The sequence below is a fragment of the Kitasatospora sp. NPDC001539 genome (assembly GCF_040298565.1).
Lineage (GTDB): Bacteria > Actinomycetota > Actinomycetes > Streptomycetales > Streptomycetaceae > Kitasatospora.
Window position 1 is genome coordinate 26,736 of sequence record NZ_JBEPAK010000027.1, and the last position, 14,763, is coordinate 41,498.

Here is a 14,763-nt window from a genome sequence, read left to right on the forward strand (position 1 = left end):
AACCGGTTCGGGGGTCCTGAGTGGTTAGGTTCAGCCGGGGCCGGCGCGCGGGAACGCCGAAGCCCCGCCGGACCGTTCCGACGGGGCTTCAGGACTTCACGGGGTGGAGCGGGGGCTACGCCCACTCCCAGCGGATGCCGATGTGGCCGGGCTGCTGGTCCGGGGCCAGGACGTGGGCGCTCGCCGAGGCACCGATCCACAGCTGCTCCCGGCGGTGGTCGACGTCGGCGCCCGGCTCGCGGTCGTACCGCTCGCAGTGCACCGGCACGGCCGCCGGGTCGAAGTGCACCTGGAGCACGTACTCGCGCACCTGGGTGGCGAAGCGGCGGCTGTACTCCATGGTCGGGCCGCCCGGGGGGATCTCGACCTCGTACTCGAAGACCGTGCTGTCGCCGAGCCCGAGCGGGCGGTCCAGCATCAGCTCGGCGACGGTCAGCCCGACCTCGGGGCGGCGGCGGACCCGGCCGAGCCGGCCGTGCCGCACCGAGGTGATCTCCGGGCAGCCGGTCGCCTCCTCGTCGGCCTTGTGCACGACCAGGCAGCGGCCGACCCCGCCGACCGTGGCCCGCACCACCTGGCGCATCCGGAGCAGGTTGGCGCGCCGTTCGGCGTCCACGTAGTACGAGTCGTGGATGCTCAGCCGCTCCAGCTCGCCGGCCGGCGGGGCGTCCAGCTCGGCGAAGATCGCGGCGATCTCCTGCTCGCCCGGCCAGACGTCCTCCAGCCCGAGGTGGCTGGTGGTGGCGGCGGCGGCCCAGCGGCCGCGCGGACGCGGCGGCCCGAGCAGCGAGGAGAGCGAGCTGTGCGGCAGGCCGAGCAGTTCCTCCAGCAGGTGGACGGCGCGCAGCGAGCTGGCCCGTTCGGGCTGGCTGCGGCCGCGGCGCCAGTAGCTGAGGGTGGTCACGCTGACCCTGACGCCGCGGGCGGCGAGCGCCGCGCGGATCCGGTCCAGGCTGAGGCCGCTGGCCTCGATGGCCAGGTTCAGGGCGTCCGCGAAGCCGCCGGCCGGGGCGGGGCGGCCGGTGGACGGCCCGGGGGCGGGGGTCGGGGGCGCGGGGGCGTTCAGGTCCGGACCTTCCGTACGCGATCCGACCAGCCGCAGCCGCGCGGCGTCCGAAGGCTGCTGTGCGGCCATGCGGTGACCCTCCCCACCAGGTGAGTTCGGTGGCACCGGGCCGGCGCCGGAGCGCGCCGCCAGCGGCTTCACCGAGCTTTGGGGAACCCTATGCACGGTCGAGAGGCTACGTCATCAGTCGTGCGTATGACAGTGGTCACGACAGGTGGACGATATGGTTATCGATCTTGAAACAGTCCGGAAACACGGCCGGAACCCGGCCGGGTGCGGTTCCGGCCGCCGGAACGGGCACCGCCGGGACGGGCGCCGCCGGGGCGGACACCGCCGGGGCGGACACCGCCGGGACGGGCACCGCCGGGACGGGCACCGCCGGGACGGGCACCGCCGGGACGGACACCGCCGGGGCGGGCCCTGTCGGCGCCGCCCCGGCGGGGGTCACGGTGGTGCTGTTCGGTGGGACTGCCGGCTGGAGCTACCGGCCGGTGGTCACTTGACGTTCAGCGCGACGTCGTCGATCACGAAGCTGGTCTGGTTGGAGCTGTCCTCGGCACCGGTGAACTTGAGGGTCACGGTCTGGCCGGCGAAGGAGGTCAGGTCCACGGTCTGCTGGACGTAGCCGGAGGCCGCGTTCACGTTGGACCAGGTCTTCAGCGTGGTGCTGTTGGCCTGCAGGGTCAGCTTGTCGTACGCGGTGCTGCCGGTCTCCGCGGTGTCGATGTGCAGCCAGAAGGTGAGGGTCGCGGAGGCGCAGCCGGCCGGGATCGAGACGCTCTGCGACAGGGTGTCGGTGTGGGTGCTGCCGTAGCCGTCCAGCCAGGCCTTCCAGCTGCCGGCGTGGGCCGCTTCCGAGGAGCTGTTGTCGACGACGCCCGAGGAGGTGGTCCACGGAGCGGCGGTGCCGGTCTCGAAGCCGCCGTTGCCGACCAGCTGGGTGGCGGTGCAGCCGCTCGGCGGCGGGGTGGTGCCGCTGCTGCCGCCGAGGAGGGCGGTGGTCAGGGCGTCGGCGACCGGGGAGCCCCAGCCGGTGACCTGGTCGTAGCCGGCCTTCGCGGAGAAGTCCTGGTTGGCGCCGGTGGTCACGTCGTGGAACGCGCCGGAGCCGGCGGTGTTCGCGACGGAGTAGAGCCGCGGGCTCGCCTCGCCGAGGACCGGCTGCCCGGCGGCCTTGGCCTTCTGGTTGAACTGGGCGGCGTAGCCGGACCACAGCGGCGCGGCCGCGCTGGTCCCGCCGTAGACCTGCCAGCCGCCGGCGGTGTAGATCGCGAAGCCGCTCTGCGGGTCGGCGTTGGAGGCGACGTCCGGGACGGTGCGCATGGTGCCGCTGACACCGGTGCCGGTCTGCCAGCTGGGCTTGCTGAAGACGGTGGAGACGCCGCCGCCGGCGGTGCTCCAGGCGCTCTCCGAGGAGTAGGTGTTGGAGCTGGTGACCTTGAGGTTGGTGCCGCCGACACCGGTCTGGTGCGGGCTGGACGCCGGGAAGTCGACGGCCTTGACGGTCGAGCCGCTGGTGGAGCGGGTGCAGTCGCGCGAGCCGTCGTCACCGGAGGCGGAGAAGATCGAGATGCCCTGGGCGGCGGCCTGCTTGAAGGCGTTGTCGACCGCGGTCATCGAGGCGGCGGTGGTGTCCGGCTCGCAGGAGCCCCAGGAGATCGAGATGACCGAGGCGCGGTTGTCGGCCACGATCTTGTTGGCCATGTCGATCTCGCCCTGGTCGCTGTTGGGCGCCTCGTAGACCAGCTGGGTGGCCTTGGGGGCCGCGCCGCGGACGATCTCGCTGTCCAGCTCGACCTCGCCCTGGCCCTGGCCGGGCGAGGAGTCGTAGTTGGCGCCGTCCACCGAGACGGTGGAGACGGCCGGGCCGGTCAGGCCGTACTGGGCGTCGTAGGTGGTCAGGTTCGAGGACTTGTAGCCGTCGAACTCCCAGAGGGCGACCGTGGTGCCGGTGCCGTCGGCGCCGGTCTTGTTGAGGTTGTAGGCGCCCTGGTACTGGGCCGGGCTCAGGCCGCTCGGGGTGGCGGAGGCGGCGTTCGGGGTCAGCGAGCCCGGCTTGGCGATGCGGTTCTTGCGCACCGCGTGGTTGTCCAGGCCGCTCACGCCCTGGACCACGGAGGCCAGGTCGGCGGGGATCGAGGCGGCGGCGTCGTTGGCGAAGAACGCGCGCTGCAGCTGCGGGTCCAGGTAGGAGCTCTCGTGGGTGCCGAAGGCCTGGGAGACCTGGGCGGCGGTGCCGTGGGCGTTGACGACCTGGCGGTTGGCGCTGACGTCGCCGACGGTCAGGCCCTGGGCCGTCAGGTAGGCCTTGACCTGGTCCACGTCCTGCTGGGTCGGACCGAACTGGGCGGTGAACTGCTCCGGCGTCAGGTACTTGCCGAACTGCGGCGAGCCGGGCGTGGTCACCGCGGCGAGGAAGCGGTCGAGCGCGTCGGCGTTGCGCAGCTTGAGGCTGACGGCCACCGAGATCTGCTGCTCGGCGGGGACGTCGCCCTTCTTCTCCGAGTGGGCCACCGCGGGGTTCACGGTGTTCGGGAGGGCGACGCGCGGGGTGGCGTGCGGAGTGGGGGCGGCCTGCGCGGTCGAGACGCCGAGCGAGACGGCGGTCAGCGGCAGTACGGCTATCGCCGCGGCGAGGGCGAGGGTGCGGGGGCGCAACGGATCCTCCTCTGGCCGGCTGTGGGGGCCGGCAAGGGGCCAGGCGTTCCCGGGGCGGAACGCTGGCTAGAACATGTCAGAAGAGGTCAGTCCAGTGGATCATGATCTAGCAATTGATTGCTAAAAAACAGTCAAGTGTGGACGCCCGGAAAGCCCGCGGTTCCATACAGTGAATGTCCGGAACTCCCGCGCCGGTCCATACCAATTCGCCGTCCGGGCCCCGGACGTAGAATCGGGCCGAGGCGAGGGAGAGGGATGACTGACGTGACGGCGGACCCGAGGGACCCGCGACCGCTGATCGGGGAGCCGCTCGCGCTCGACCTGCTCAACACGCGCTGGGCCGGCACGCCCGTCAACGACCTGCTCACCGGCGTCGAGGAGTACCGGATCTGGCTCTCCTCCAACGGGCTGACCGACCGCTGCACCGCCGACGAAGCCGGGCTGGAGGCAATCCGCCAAGCCCGCGAGGCGATCGCACTGGCCGCCCAGGACGCTCGCGAGCAGGGGGAGTTGAGCCTAGCGGCCCGCGATGGGCTGGACGCGGTGCTGGCGCACGGCCGGATCCGGCGGACGGCCGGGCCGGAAGGTGCCGAGGACCGGCTGGAGACGGACCTGCCGCACTGGCTGGCGCCCTGGCTGGCGGCGGACGACTTCCTCACCCTGCTCGGGCAGGGCGCGCACCGGGTCAAGCAGTGCGCACACGAGGCGTGCATCCTCCATTTCTTCGACGCCTCGCAGAACGGGCGCCGCCGCTGGTGCCGGATGGCGGTCTGCGGGAACCGGGCGAAGGTCGCACGGCACTACGTGAAGGCCCGCGGTTAACGGACGACCGAACGAAGGGTCGGCGGGCGCGGTGGAGCGCCGCACCCGCCGACCGCTCGTCAGGCGGCGCCCAGCCAGGCGGTGAGGGCGTCGGCGAGCTCGCCCTGGCCCGGGTCCACGGCGGCCCAGGCGACGTAGCCGTCCGGGCGGATCAGCAGCACGGTGTCGGCCAGCTTGCCGTGCGGGTCGGCGGGGGCGGCGGAGACCATGCGCTCCGCCCAGGGCCCGGCGGCGCTCAGCTCGTCATTGCTGACCAGGACGAACTTCCCCGCGCGCAGCGCCTCGTAGAGCCGCTCGGGGGCGGCCGGGGCGCCCTCCTCGGGCTTGCTCAGCGAGGTCAGCCGCAGGTCCGGGACGCGCTTGCCGACCTGCGGGTGGGCACCCTTGGGCGCCGGGTAGGAGATCTCGATGCCGGAGACCATCCGGGCGCCGCGCTCGCTCAGCGGGTCGAGGTGGCTGCCGAGCGCGGTGAGCGCCCCGCGCAGGGCGCGGGTGGGGGCGGACTCGGCGAGCGCGATCCGGATCAGCGCGCCCGAGGTGCGCAGCACCGTCCTGCCGACCGGGTGCCGCTCGGCCTGGTAGGTGTCGAGCAGGGCGTCGGTGGCCCGGCCCTGCAGGGCGGCGGCGAGCTTCCAGGACAGGTTGGCGGCGTCCTGGAGGCCGGTGTTCATGCCCTGGCCGCCGGCCGGGGAGTGGCAGTGGGCGGCGTCGCCGGCCAGGAAGACCCGGCCGGAGCGGTAGTTGGGGGCCTGGCGCTCGTCACTGTGGAAGGTGGAGCTCCAGCGCACCTCGTGCAGCCCGTAGTCCTCGCCCTGGGTGGCCCGGACGACCGTGGTGAGCTGCTCGGCCGTGGGGGCGCTGCCGTCCGGGTGCTGCTCGTCGCGGTCCCAGGCGATGACCCGGTACCAGCCGTCGCCGAACGGGGCGATGAAGGAGAAGCCGGCCTTGTTGGCGCCGACGGCGATCGCGTCGGCGGGCTCGCGCTCCAGCCGGACGTCGGCCAGCATCACCGAGTCGACCACGGCCTCGCCGGGGAACGGGATGCCGAGCAGCTCGCGGACGGCGGAGCGGACGCCGTCGGTGCCGACGGCGTAGCGGGCGCGGTGCGTCCGCCCGTCGCCGGTCTCCAGGGTGACGCCCTCGGCGTCCTGGCGCAGTCCGGTGACCTCGGCGCCGCGCAGGATGACGGCGCCGGCCTTCTCGGCGCGGCCCTCCAGCAGCCGTTCGACGTGGTACTGGGGGGTGATCAGGACGAACGGGAAGCGGGTGGGCAGCGTGCCGAGGTCGATCGCGACGCGGTTGAACATCCGCAGCGCGCCGAGCGGCCGGCCGGTGGCGATGAGTTCGTCGGCCAGGCCCCGGGCGTCCAGCAGCTCCAGGCTGCGGGCGTGCACGGCGAAGGCCCGGGTGAGGTTGGACTCGGCGGTGCGCTTCTCCAGGACGGTGACGCCGACTCCGGCGGCGGCGAGGTCGCCGGCCAGCAGCAGTCCGGTCGGTCCGGCGCCGACGATGATGACGTCGGTATCGGTCGTCGGCTTCACGGTCATGTATCAGCTCCCGGTGTTCGGAGGACGGTCGGACGCCGTTTCCGGCGCTCCCCCAGCCTCCATCATCGCGGGCCCCGCGATCGCTGTGAACCGCCGGTCCCCCGGTGGCCCGAGGACCACCGGGGGACCGGCGCGGCCGGTGCGCCGGATCAGGCGTGCCGGCGGATCTCCACCGTGCGGAACCGGTTGGCGACGAAGGCGCCGTCGCAGTAGGCCGAGTTGGCGGCCGGGTTGGCACCGGTGCCGTGCAGGTCGGAGAAGGCGGCGGTCTGGTTGGGGTAGACCCCGCCGGTGAGGTTGAGCGAGAGCGAGACGCCGGCGTCCAGCGCGGCCTCGACGAGCAGGGCCTCCACCTCGGGCGAGGTGGTGTAGCCGGTCGCGGTCATCGCGCCCTTCTCCCGGACGGTGGTGCGCAGCAGGTCCACGGCGGCGGGGGTGGACTCGACGGCGACGGCGAAGGAGACCGGGCCGAAGCACTCGCTGCGGAACACCGAGCGGTCGTCCGGCTTGTCGGCGTCCAGCTTGACCAGCGCGGGCGTGCGGAGGGTCGCGCCGGGGAAGTCGGGCGAGGTCACCTGGCGCGGGGCGAGGGCGAGTTCGCCGTACTCGCCGCCGGCCGCGGCGGCCGAGCGCTGCAGCACGCCCGGGTTGACCACGGCGCCGAGGATGGCGGCGGCGCGGGCGTCGTCGGAGAGCAGGGCCTCGATGGCGGCGCCGAGGTCGGCGACCACCTCGTCGAAGGACTTGTCGCCCTGGTCGGTGCTGATGCCGCCGCGCGGGATCAGCAGGTTCTGCGGGGTGGTGCACATCTGGCCGCTGTAGAGCGAGAGCGCGAAGGCCAGGTTGCCCAGCATGCCCTTGTAGTCGTCGGTGGAGTCGATGACCACGGCGTTGACGCCGGCCTTCTCCGTGTAGACCTGCGCCTGCCGGGCGTTCTCCTCCAGCCAGTCGCCGAAGGCGGTCGAGCCGGTGTAGTCGATCATCTTGATCTCGGGCCGCACGGCGAGGGTCTGGGCGACGGTGCCGCCCTCGTGCTCGGCGGCCAGGCAGACCAGGTTGGGGTCGAAGCCGGCCTCGGAGAGCACCTCGCGGGCGACGGCGACGGTCAGCGCGAGCGGCAGCACGGCCCGCGGGTGCGGCTTGACTAGCACCGGGTTCCCGGTGGCCAGCGAGGCGAACAGGCCCGGGTAGCCGTTCCAGGTGGGGAAGGTGTTGCAGCCGATGAGCAGCGCGAGGCCGCGCGGGACGACGGTGAACTCCTTGGTCATCACCAGGGGTTCGCGCTTGCCCTGCGGCTTGGTCCAGCCGGCCTGCTCGGGCAGCCGGGTCTGCTCGGCGTAGGCGTAGGCGACGGCCTCCAGGCCGCGGTCCTGGGCGTGCGGGCCGCCGGCCTGGAAGGCCATGCCGTAGGCCTGGCCGGTGGTGTGCATGACGGCCTGGGCGAACTCGTGCGAGCGGGCGTTGATCCGGTGCAGGATCTCCAGGCAGACCGCGGTGCGCTCCTTCGGGGAGGCGGCGGCCCAGCCGGGGCGGGCGGCGAGCATCGCGGCGATCAGGGCGTCCGGGCCGGCGTGCGGGTAGGTGATGCCCAGCTCGATGCCGTACGGGGAGGCCTCGCCGCCGACCTGGTCGCCGTCGGTGGGGTGGCCGTCGAGGACGAAGGGCTTGCCGAGCAGGGCGTCGAAGGCGGCCTTGCCGTCCGCCGGGCCGGTCTCGCCGTATGCCTTCGGGAACTCGGGGTACGGGGACCAGTAGTCGCGCTTCGCGGCGGCGGCGAGCGCGGCGTCCAGGGTGGCCTGGTGGCGTTCGACGAGCTCGCTGACGAAGGGGTGGGTGACCGCTGCGGACATCTGTGCGCTCCTCAGGAGGGAGGACGGGACACGTCACAGGGTAACCGAACGATCGGTCGGCTCAAGAGGGTGTGCGGGGATCGGATCGCGGCGGGGACGACGGAGGGCGCGTCCTTGGCGGACGCGCCCCCGGGGCGGTGCGGACGGCGGTTTACGGCACGCCGGGCTCGAAGATGCGGCGGGTTACGGCACGCCGAGCTCGAAGATCACGTACCCGGCGTACCAGCCCGAGGCGATCGCGCCGGTGCCCAGCACCGCCGCCAGGACCGGCCAGCTGAGCTTGCGCATCCCCACCGCGAGCGCGATGAACAGCGGGAACGCCGGCAGCAGGTAGCGCGAGACGTTGCCGAAGATGCCCAGGCTGCCGAGCACCGAGACGATCGTCGCCAGCGTGTAGGCGGTCAGCACCAGCGGCGGCCGCAGCCGGACCAGCAGCACGATCAGCACCGGCAGGCTGAGCACGATCAGGGTGGCCAGCAGGTCGGGCACCGGGAAGGCGAAGGGGTAGTCGTTGCGGCCCAGCAGCACGCCGCGGACCGAGTGCCAGGTGCCCTGGCCCCAGTCGAAGTAGTGCAGCCAGGCGTCGTGCTGCAGCCGGAAGTAGCCGCCCCACTCGCCCGTCCGCCAGCCCACCCAGGCCACGTAGCCGAACAGGCCGACCGGGGCCAGCGCCATCGCCGCCAGCGGGCGCAGCACGCCGCTCTCCCGCCGGTACAGCTCGACCAGCGCGGCCAGCCCGACCGCGCCGATCAGCGCCGCCGCGGTCGGCCGGTTGAGTCCGGCGACCAGGGTGACCACCCCGGCCGTCACCCACTGCTTGGTCATCACGAAGTAGCAGGCCCAGGCGGCGAGGGCGACGAACAGGGAGTCCGAGTAGACCGCCCACTCGGCGCCCGAGCCCGGGGCGATCGCCCAGATCCCCGCCGCGATCACGCCCGCCCGGGGCCCGGCCATCCGGTCCACCACGGCGTAGATGCCGGCGGCGGCGAACAGCGAGGCCACGACCGAGACCAGCATCCCCGCGCCGTACAGGCCGAGCCCGGTGACGTCCGAGGTCAGCCGCATCAGGCCCGGGTAGAGCGGGAAGAAGGCGGCCGAGTTCTGCTCGATGGTGAAGCCGGGCAGCCCGCCGGGCACCGGCACCAGCGCGGGGTGGTAGCCGAACTGCGCGACCTGCTGGTACCACCAGCCGTCCCAGCTGGCCAGCACGTCCCAGGTGTTGGCGCCGCCGCCGAACCGGGCCGGCTTCTTCGCGTAGTCCCCGGCGAAGGACAGCAGCTTCATGAACACGGTGAAGCCGATCAGCTTCAGCACCGCGTAGCACCACACGGCCGGCCCGAAGCGGACGGCCAGCGCGCGGGCGCGGTCCTGCCAGGTGTTCGGCACGCCCTCCGGCTCCTCGCTGCGCCGCTCGGGCGCGTCGGAGGAGACTGCCGGTATTGCGTTCATCAGCGGTGGACCCCAGCCTGCTGGACGTGGACGATCGTCCGCCGAATTCTAGGTGGTCCCCGCCGGGCCCGGCAGGGATCGGACGGCCGGGCGCGGGCCGGGCGGCCCGGTGCAGGGCGGCGGAGCGCGGGCCGGGCGGCCCGGTGCGGGCGGCGCGGACCGGCCGACCCGATCGCGTGCCGGTCCGGGCGGCCGGGGATACTCGGAGGATGGCCGATCACACCACGCGCACCGCCTACACCGTCGAGTCACTGCTCGCGGTGACCGTCGACGTGTTCAACGAGCGCGGTTACGACGGCACCTCGATGGAGGACCTGTCCCGGGCGGCCGGGATCTCCAAGTCCTCCATCTACCACCACGTCCGCGGCAAGGAGGAGCTGCTGCGGCTGGCGGTGGGGCGGGCGCTGGACGGGCTGTTCGCGATCCTGGCCGAGCCGGCCGCGGTCGAGGGCCCGGCGGTGGAGCGGCTGGAGCACGTGGTGCGGCGCACCGCCGAGGTGCTGCTGGCGGAGCTGCCGTACGTGACGCTGCTGCTGCGGGTGCGCGGGAACACGGCCACCGAGCAGTGGGCGCTGGAGCGCCGGCGCGACTTCGACCACCAGGTCGCCGAACTGCTGCGGGCGGCGGTCGCGGACGGTGCGCTGCGCGCGGACGTGGAGCCGCGGCTGGCCACCCGGCTGCTGTTCGGGATGATCAACTCGATCGTGGAGTGGTACCGCCCGGGGCTGAAGGCCGCCGACGGGGTCGCCGACGCCGTGGTGCACCTGGCCTTCGACGGGCTGCGGGCGCGCTGAGGCCGCCGGGCGTCAGTCCGGCGGGACCTGGTCGGTCTCCTCGAACACCAGCATGGTTCGTGTGCCGAGCACCTGCGGGATGGACTGGATACGGTTGAGCACCAGGTCCCGCAGCGCGTGGTTGTCGGCGGTGTGGACCAGCAGCAGCACGTCGAAGTCCCCGCCGACCAGGGCGATGTGGGCGACCCCGGGCAGCTCCAGCAGCTGCTCGCGCACGGTGCGCCAGGAATTCTGGACGATCTTCAGGGTGACGTACGCGGACGCACCCTGACCCGCCCGTTCGTGGTCCACCCTGGCGGTGAAGCCGCGGATGACGCCGTCCTCGACCATCCTGGAGATCCGGGCGTACGCATTGGCCCGGGACACGTGCACCCGCTCGGCCACCGAGCGGATCGAGGCGCGACCGTCCTGCTGCAGCAGCCGCAGGATCGAACGGTCGACCCGGTCGAGTCTGGACATCTGTTCAGCCGACATGACCCCCCACCCTCACCGATTGGACGCACTGCCACCAGTCGACCTCCGCTCGGGCCGAATGTCCACCACCTTGTCACGGTTCTGGTCAAGATGAACAGACGACCGAACAATCGGTAGGGAGCCCCCGCCACCCCTGGAGGTGCCCCGAGATGACCGTTCTCGACCACAGACACCACACGGTGGTACCCGGCTGGCTGCCCGGCGCCACCGCCCCCCGCACCGACCCCGCACCCCTCCTCCCGGACGTCTCCCCCGTCCGGGTGCTCGGCACCCCCGCCCTGGAGAAGTACGACCCGGCACTGCTGCGCGAGCTCTACCGCCGCCTGGTGATCGGCCGCCGCTACAACCAGCAGGCCACCACCCTCACCAAGCAGGGCCGCCTCGCCGTCTACCCCGCCTCCACCGGCCAGGAGGCCTGCCAGGTGGCCGCCGCGCTGGTGCTCGGCGAGCGCGACTGGCTGTTCCCCAGCTACCGCGACACCCTCGCCGTGGTCTCCCGGGGCGTCGACCCGCTGGAGGCGCTGACCCTGCTGCGCGGCAACGCCCACACCGGCTACGACCCGCGCGCCAGCCGGACCGCCCCGCTCTGCACCCCGCTCGGCACCCAGGCACCGCACGCCGTCGGCCTGGCGCACGCCGCCCGGCTGAGCGGCGAGCCCGTGGTCGCACTCGCCATGCTCGGCGACGGCGGCACCAGCGAGGGCGACTTCCACGAGGCGCTGAACTTCGCGGCCGTGCTCCGGGCCCCGGTGGTCTTCCTGGTGCAGAACAACGGCTACGCCATCTCCGTCCCGCTCAGCGCCCAGTCCGCCGCGCCCAGCCTGGCCCACAAGGCCGTCGGCTACGGCATGCCGGGCCGGCTGGTGGACGGCAACGACGCGCCCGCCCTGCACTCCGTGCTCACCGAGGCGGTCGAGCGGGCCCGCAGCGGCGAGGGTCCGACCCTGGTCGAGGCGCTCACCTACCGGATCGAGGCCCACACCAACGCCGACGACGCCACCCGCTACCGCACCGAGCCCGAGGTGGCCGCCTGGCGGGAGCACGACCCGATCCTGCTGATGGAGCGCGCACTGCGCGACCTCGGCGTGCTGGACGACCGGCTGGTCCAGGACGCGGCCGACGAGGCGGAGCAGCTCGCGGCCCGGATGCGGGCCGAGTTCCACGCCGACCCGGAGCTCGACCCGATGGCGCTGTTCGCCCACGTCTACGCCGAGCCGACCCCGCAACTGCGGGAACAGGCCGCCCAGTTGTCCGCCGAGCTGGCCGCCGAGGCCGAGGTGCAGCACTGATGTCCCCGACAGCCGTCTCCGCGCGCACCGCCTCCATGGCGCAGGCGCTCAACTCCGCACTGCGCGACGCCATGCGCGACGACCCGACGGTGCACGTGCTCGGCGAGGACGTCGGCCGGCTCGGCGGCGTCTTCCGGATCACCGACGGGCTGACCGCCGAGTTCGGCCCCGAGCGCTGCCTGGACACCCCGCTGGCCGAGGCCGGCATCCTCGGCACCGCGATCGGCATGGCGATGTACGGGCTGCGCCCGGTGGTCGAGATGCAGTTCGACGCCTTCGCCTACCCCGCGCTGGAGCAGCTGTTCTCGCACGTAGCCAAGATGCGCAACCGCACCGCGGGCAAGCTCCCGCTGCCGATCACCGTGCGCATCCCGTACGGCGGCGGCATCGGCGGCGTCGAGCACCACAGCGACGCCTCCGAGGCGTACTACACCAGCACCCCGGGCCTGCACGTGGTCACCCCGGGGACGGTGGCGGACGCCTACGGGCTGCTGCGCGCCTCGATCGCCTCCGACGACCCGGTGGTCTTCCTGGAGCCCAAGCGGCTGTACTGGGGGAAGGCCGAGTTCGACCCGGCCGCGCCGGTGGAGCCGATCGGCCGGGCCGTGCTGCGGCGCACCGGCAGCTCCGCCGTGCTGATCACCTACGGCCCCTCGCTGCCGGTCTGCCTGGAGGCGGCCGAGGCGGCGCGGGCCGAGGGCTGGGACCTCGCGGTGCTGGACCTGCGCACCCTGGTGCCCTTCGACGACGAGACCGTCACCCGGGTGGTGCGCTCGATCGGCCGGGCCGTGGTGGTGCACGAGGCGAGCGGCTTCGGCGGGACCGGGGCGGAGATCGCCGCGCGGGTCACCGAGCGCTGCTTCCACCACCTGGCCGCGCCGGTGCTGCGGGTCACCGGCTTCGACATCCCGTACCCGCCGCCGATGCTGGAGCACCACCACCTGCCCGGGGTGGACCGGATCCTGGACGCGGTCGCCCGGCTGCAGTGGGAGGACTGAGGATGATGCCCGTCGTGCGGGAGTTCCGGCTGCCCGACCTCGGTGAGGGACTCACCGGGGCGGAGGTGGTCCGCTGGATGGTCGAGGTCGGTGACGTCATCGCGGTCGACCAGCCGGTGGTGGAGGTGGAGACGGCCAAGGCCGTGGTGGAGGTGCCCTGCCCGTACGGCGGGGTGGTCACCGCTCGGTACGGCGGGGAGGGCGAGGAGATCGCCGTCGGCGCGCCGCTGGTGACGGTCGCGGTGGCGCCGGCGGAGGGCGGTGCGCTGGACGGCGGGGTGCTGGACGGGCCGGGAGGCGCGTCCGCCGCTGTTCCCGCCGACGCTTCCGCCGATGCTTCCGCCGCGGAGGTCGAACGGCCGCTGGTCGGGTACGGGGTCGCGGAGAGCAGGGGTGCGCGGCGGCGTCGGGTCGGCGGGGCCGGTCCCGCTGCGGTGGCCGCGCCGGCCCCGGTCGGCGCTGCTGCCGTTTCCGCTGCTGGGGCTCCTGCTGCGGCGGCGCCGGCGGTTCCTGCCGTGCCGGCCGTGGTGCCGGTGATCTCGCCGTTGGTGCGGCGGCTGGCCCGGGAGCAGGGGGTCGACCTGGCCGCGCTCACCGGGAGCGGCCCGGACGGACTGATCATGCGGGCGGACGTCGAGCGGGCGGTCGCGGCCAAGGTGGCGGCTCCGGCGGTCACCGCGCAGGCCGCCGCTCCGGCGGCCGGGGCGGACGTCGTCCCGCTGCGCGGACTGCGCAAGGCGGTGGCCGACAAGCTCAGCCGCAGCCACCGGGAGATCCCGGCCGCGACCTGCTGGGTCGACGCGGACGCCACCGAACTGATGGCGCTGCGGCGGCAGTTGAACGCGACAGCGGGCCCGAAGGTGAGCGTGCTGGCGCTGCTGGCCCGGATCTGCACGGTCGCGTTGGCGCGCTTCCCCGAGCTCAACTCCAGCGTGACCGAGGACGGTTCGGGGATCCTCCGGCACTCGGCGGTGCACCTGGGCTTCGCCGCCCAGGGGGAACGCGGCCTGGTCGTCCCGGTGGTGCGGGACGCGCAGCGCCTCAGCACCGAACAACTCGGCGAGGAGCTGGGGAGGTTGACCGAGTCGGCGCGCAAGGGGTCGCTCACTCCGGCCGAACTGACCGGCGGCACGTTCACCTTGAACAACTACGGGGTGTTCGGCGTGGACGGCTCCACGCCGATCCTCAACCACCCCGAGGCGGCGATGCTCGGGGTCGGCCGGATCGTTGCCAAACCCTGGGTGCACGACGGGGAGTTGGCGGTGCGCGAGGTGACCCAGCTGTCGTTCACCTTCGACCACCGGGTCTGCGACGGCGGCACGGCGGGCGGCTTCCTGCGCTTCGTGGCGGACTGCGTCGAGCAGCCGGGGATGCTGCTGCGGCAGCTCTGAGCCCGGTCCGACCAGGCGGTGATCGCCCTGGGTGTGCTGCTCGGCACTCAGGGCGACCGCCGATCGAGCGAGAGTAGCGCGTTCCCGGGCCGGGCGTCCGGGCTTCGCGTGATTTGTCGGATGAGTACTTCGGGCGTGCCACGCTGCCTAGGCATCAGCAGAGCCAAGCCAGGTGGTGGCGCAGGCCGGCCGGAGGCGAAACGATTCTCTTGGGTACTCGAAACGTAGCGGTGAAGTCCCGCAGAACACTTCTGATCCGCACCGGGCACGGCTCGGCGGGGGCCGCCTCCGTCCCGGGGCTTCCGGAGCTGCCGCCCCGGCCGGAGGCGGCCGGAACCCCGGCCGGGGAACGGTCCGTCCGCCCGCCGATGCCGCTGGACCCGCCGGACCTCCCGCCGTCGGCGCCGGCGGAGGCGCCGACGGCC

Annotated in this window: 12 protein-coding genes and 1 pseudogene; 7 read left to right on the top strand and 6 right to left on the bottom strand. The window is 73.4% G+C overall.

Going from position 1 to position 14,763, the window contains the following annotated elements; genetic code table 11:
* Positions 1-115 precede the first annotated feature (115 nt).
* Entirely contained in the window at positions 116-1,135 is a 1,020-nt protein-coding gene (locus ABT247_RS07615; protein ID WP_350739480.1) for an XRE family transcriptional regulator, read from the bottom strand.
* Between the two features lie 167 nt (positions 1,136-1,302).
* Here ABT247_RS07615 and ABT247_RS07620 point away from each other — a divergent pair, with 167 nt between their 5' ends.
* Positions 1,303-1,569 (top strand): hypothetical protein, encoded by a 267-nt coding sequence (locus tag ABT247_RS07620; RefSeq protein ID WP_350739482.1) that lies wholly within the window; start codon positions 1,303-1,305, stop codon positions 1,567-1,569.
* On the opposite strand, the gene ABT247_RS07625 is transcribed toward ABT247_RS07620, so the two are convergent.
* Positions 1,562-3,724 (bottom strand): protease pro-enzyme activation domain-containing protein, encoded by a 2,163-nt coding sequence (locus ABT247_RS07625; protein WP_350739485.1) that lies wholly within the window; start codon positions 3,722-3,724, stop codon positions 1,562-1,564. The genes ABT247_RS07620 and ABT247_RS07625 overlap by 8 nt on opposite strands.
* Positions 3,725-3,979: 255 nt before the next feature.
* On the opposite strand from ABT247_RS07625, the gene ABT247_RS07630 reads away from it, so the two are divergent.
* Entirely contained in the window at positions 3,980-4,546 is a 567-nt protein-coding gene (locus tag ABT247_RS07630; RefSeq protein ID WP_350739488.1) for a CGNR zinc finger domain-containing protein, read from the top strand.
* A gap of 59 nt (positions 4,547-4,605) precedes the next feature.
* Here ABT247_RS07630 and ABT247_RS07635 read toward each other — a convergent pair whose 3' ends face one another.
* The 3 genes from ABT247_RS07635 to ABT247_RS07645 all read right to left on the bottom strand — a co-directional run bounded on the left by ABT247_RS07635 (position 4,606) and on the right by ABT247_RS07645 (position 9,392).
* Positions 4,606-6,093: an FAD-dependent monooxygenase gene (locus ABT247_RS07635; RefSeq protein WP_350739491.1), complete on the bottom strand. Its 1,488-nt coding sequence runs from the start codon at positions 6,091-6,093 to the stop codon at positions 4,606-4,608.
* Between the two features lie 149 nt (positions 6,094-6,242).
* Positions 6,243-7,943, bottom strand: coding sequence for a phenylacetic acid degradation protein PaaN (gene paaN / locus ABT247_RS07640; RefSeq protein WP_350739494.1), 1,701 nt, complete (start codon positions 7,941-7,943; stop codon positions 6,243-6,245).
* Between the two features lie 183 nt (positions 7,944-8,126).
* Positions 8,127-9,392, bottom strand: a complete 1,266-nt coding sequence (locus ABT247_RS07645; protein WP_350739498.1) for a putative hexosyltransferase — start codon at positions 9,390-9,392, stop codon at positions 8,127-8,129.
* A 209-nt stretch (positions 9,393-9,601) separates the two neighbouring features.
* On the opposite strand from ABT247_RS07645, the gene ABT247_RS07650 reads away from it, so the two are divergent.
* The gene (locus tag ABT247_RS07650) at positions 9,602-10,186 is read left to right on the top strand and encodes a TetR/AcrR family transcriptional regulator (RefSeq protein ID WP_350739500.1); all 585 of its coding nucleotides are present in this window, start codon (positions 9,602-9,604) and stop codon (positions 10,184-10,186) included.
* 12 nt (positions 10,187-10,198) lie between these two features.
* Here ABT247_RS07650 and ABT247_RS07655 read toward each other — a convergent pair whose 3' ends face one another.
* A complete protein-coding gene (locus ABT247_RS07655) occupies positions 10,199-10,645 on the bottom strand; it encodes an Lrp/AsnC family transcriptional regulator (protein WP_350739503.1) in 447 nt (148 codons plus the stop codon).
* A 164-nt stretch (positions 10,646-10,809) separates the two neighbouring features.
* Here ABT247_RS07655 and pdhA point away from each other — a divergent pair, with 164 nt between their 5' ends.
* From pdhA to ABT247_RS07675, 4 genes and pseudogenes are all read left to right on the top strand, one after another.
* A complete protein-coding gene (pdhA, locus tag ABT247_RS07660; RefSeq protein ID WP_350739506.1) occupies positions 10,810-11,949 on the top strand; it encodes a pyruvate dehydrogenase (acetyl-transferring) E1 component subunit alpha in 1,140 nt (379 codons plus the stop codon).
* Complete coding sequence (locus tag ABT247_RS07665; RefSeq protein WP_350739509.1) at positions 11,949-12,947, top strand: alpha-ketoacid dehydrogenase subunit beta; 999 nt, start codon at positions 11,949-11,951, stop codon at positions 12,945-12,947. Before pdhA ends, ABT247_RS07665 begins: the two co-directional genes overlap by 1 nt.
* Positions 12,948-12,952: 5 nt before the next feature.
* The gene (locus ABT247_RS07670) at positions 12,953-14,338 is read left to right on the top strand and encodes a dihydrolipoamide acetyltransferase family protein (RefSeq protein WP_350739523.1); all 1,386 of its coding nucleotides are present in this window, start codon (positions 12,953-12,955) and stop codon (positions 14,336-14,338) included.
* A 230-nt stretch (positions 14,339-14,568) separates the two neighbouring features.
* Positions 14,569-14,763, top strand: a pseudogene (locus ABT247_RS07675) (hypothetical protein); the annotation flags it as partial.

Coding starts and splice junctions, on each gene's coding strand:
- ABT247_RS07645 (WP_350739498.1), bottom strand. CDS start 9,392: ATGAACGCAATACCGGCAGTCTCCTCCGACGCGCCCGAGCGGCGCAGC.
- ABT247_RS07670 (WP_350739523.1), top strand. CDS start 12,953: ATGCCCGTCGTGCGGGAGTTCCGGCTGCCCGACCTCGGTGAGGGACTC.
- pdhA (WP_350739506.1), top strand. CDS start 10,810: ATGACCGTTCTCGACCACAGACACCACACGGTGGTACCCGGCTGGCTG.
- ABT247_RS07650 (WP_350739500.1), top strand. CDS start 9,602: ATGGCCGATCACACCACGCGCACCGCCTACACCGTCGAGTCACTGCTC.
- ABT247_RS07665 (WP_350739509.1), top strand. CDS start 11,949: ATGTCCCCGACAGCCGTCTCCGCGCGCACCGCCTCCATGGCGCAGGCG.
- ABT247_RS07635 (WP_350739491.1), bottom strand. CDS start 6,093: ATGACCGTGAAGCCGACGACCGATACCGACGTCATCATCGTCGGCGCC.
- paaN (WP_350739494.1), bottom strand. CDS start 7,943: ATGTCCGCAGCGGTCACCCACCCCTTCGTCAGCGAGCTCGTCGAACGC.
- ABT247_RS07630 (WP_350739488.1), top strand. CDS start 3,980: ATGACTGACGTGACGGCGGACCCGAGGGACCCGCGACCGCTGATCGGG.
- ABT247_RS07655 (WP_350739503.1), bottom strand. CDS start 10,645: ATGTCCAGACTCGACCGGGTCGACCGTTCGATCCTGCGGCTGCTGCAG.
- ABT247_RS07615 (WP_350739480.1), bottom strand. CDS start 1,135: ATGGCCGCACAGCAGCCTTCGGACGCCGCGCGGCTGCGGCTGGTCGGA.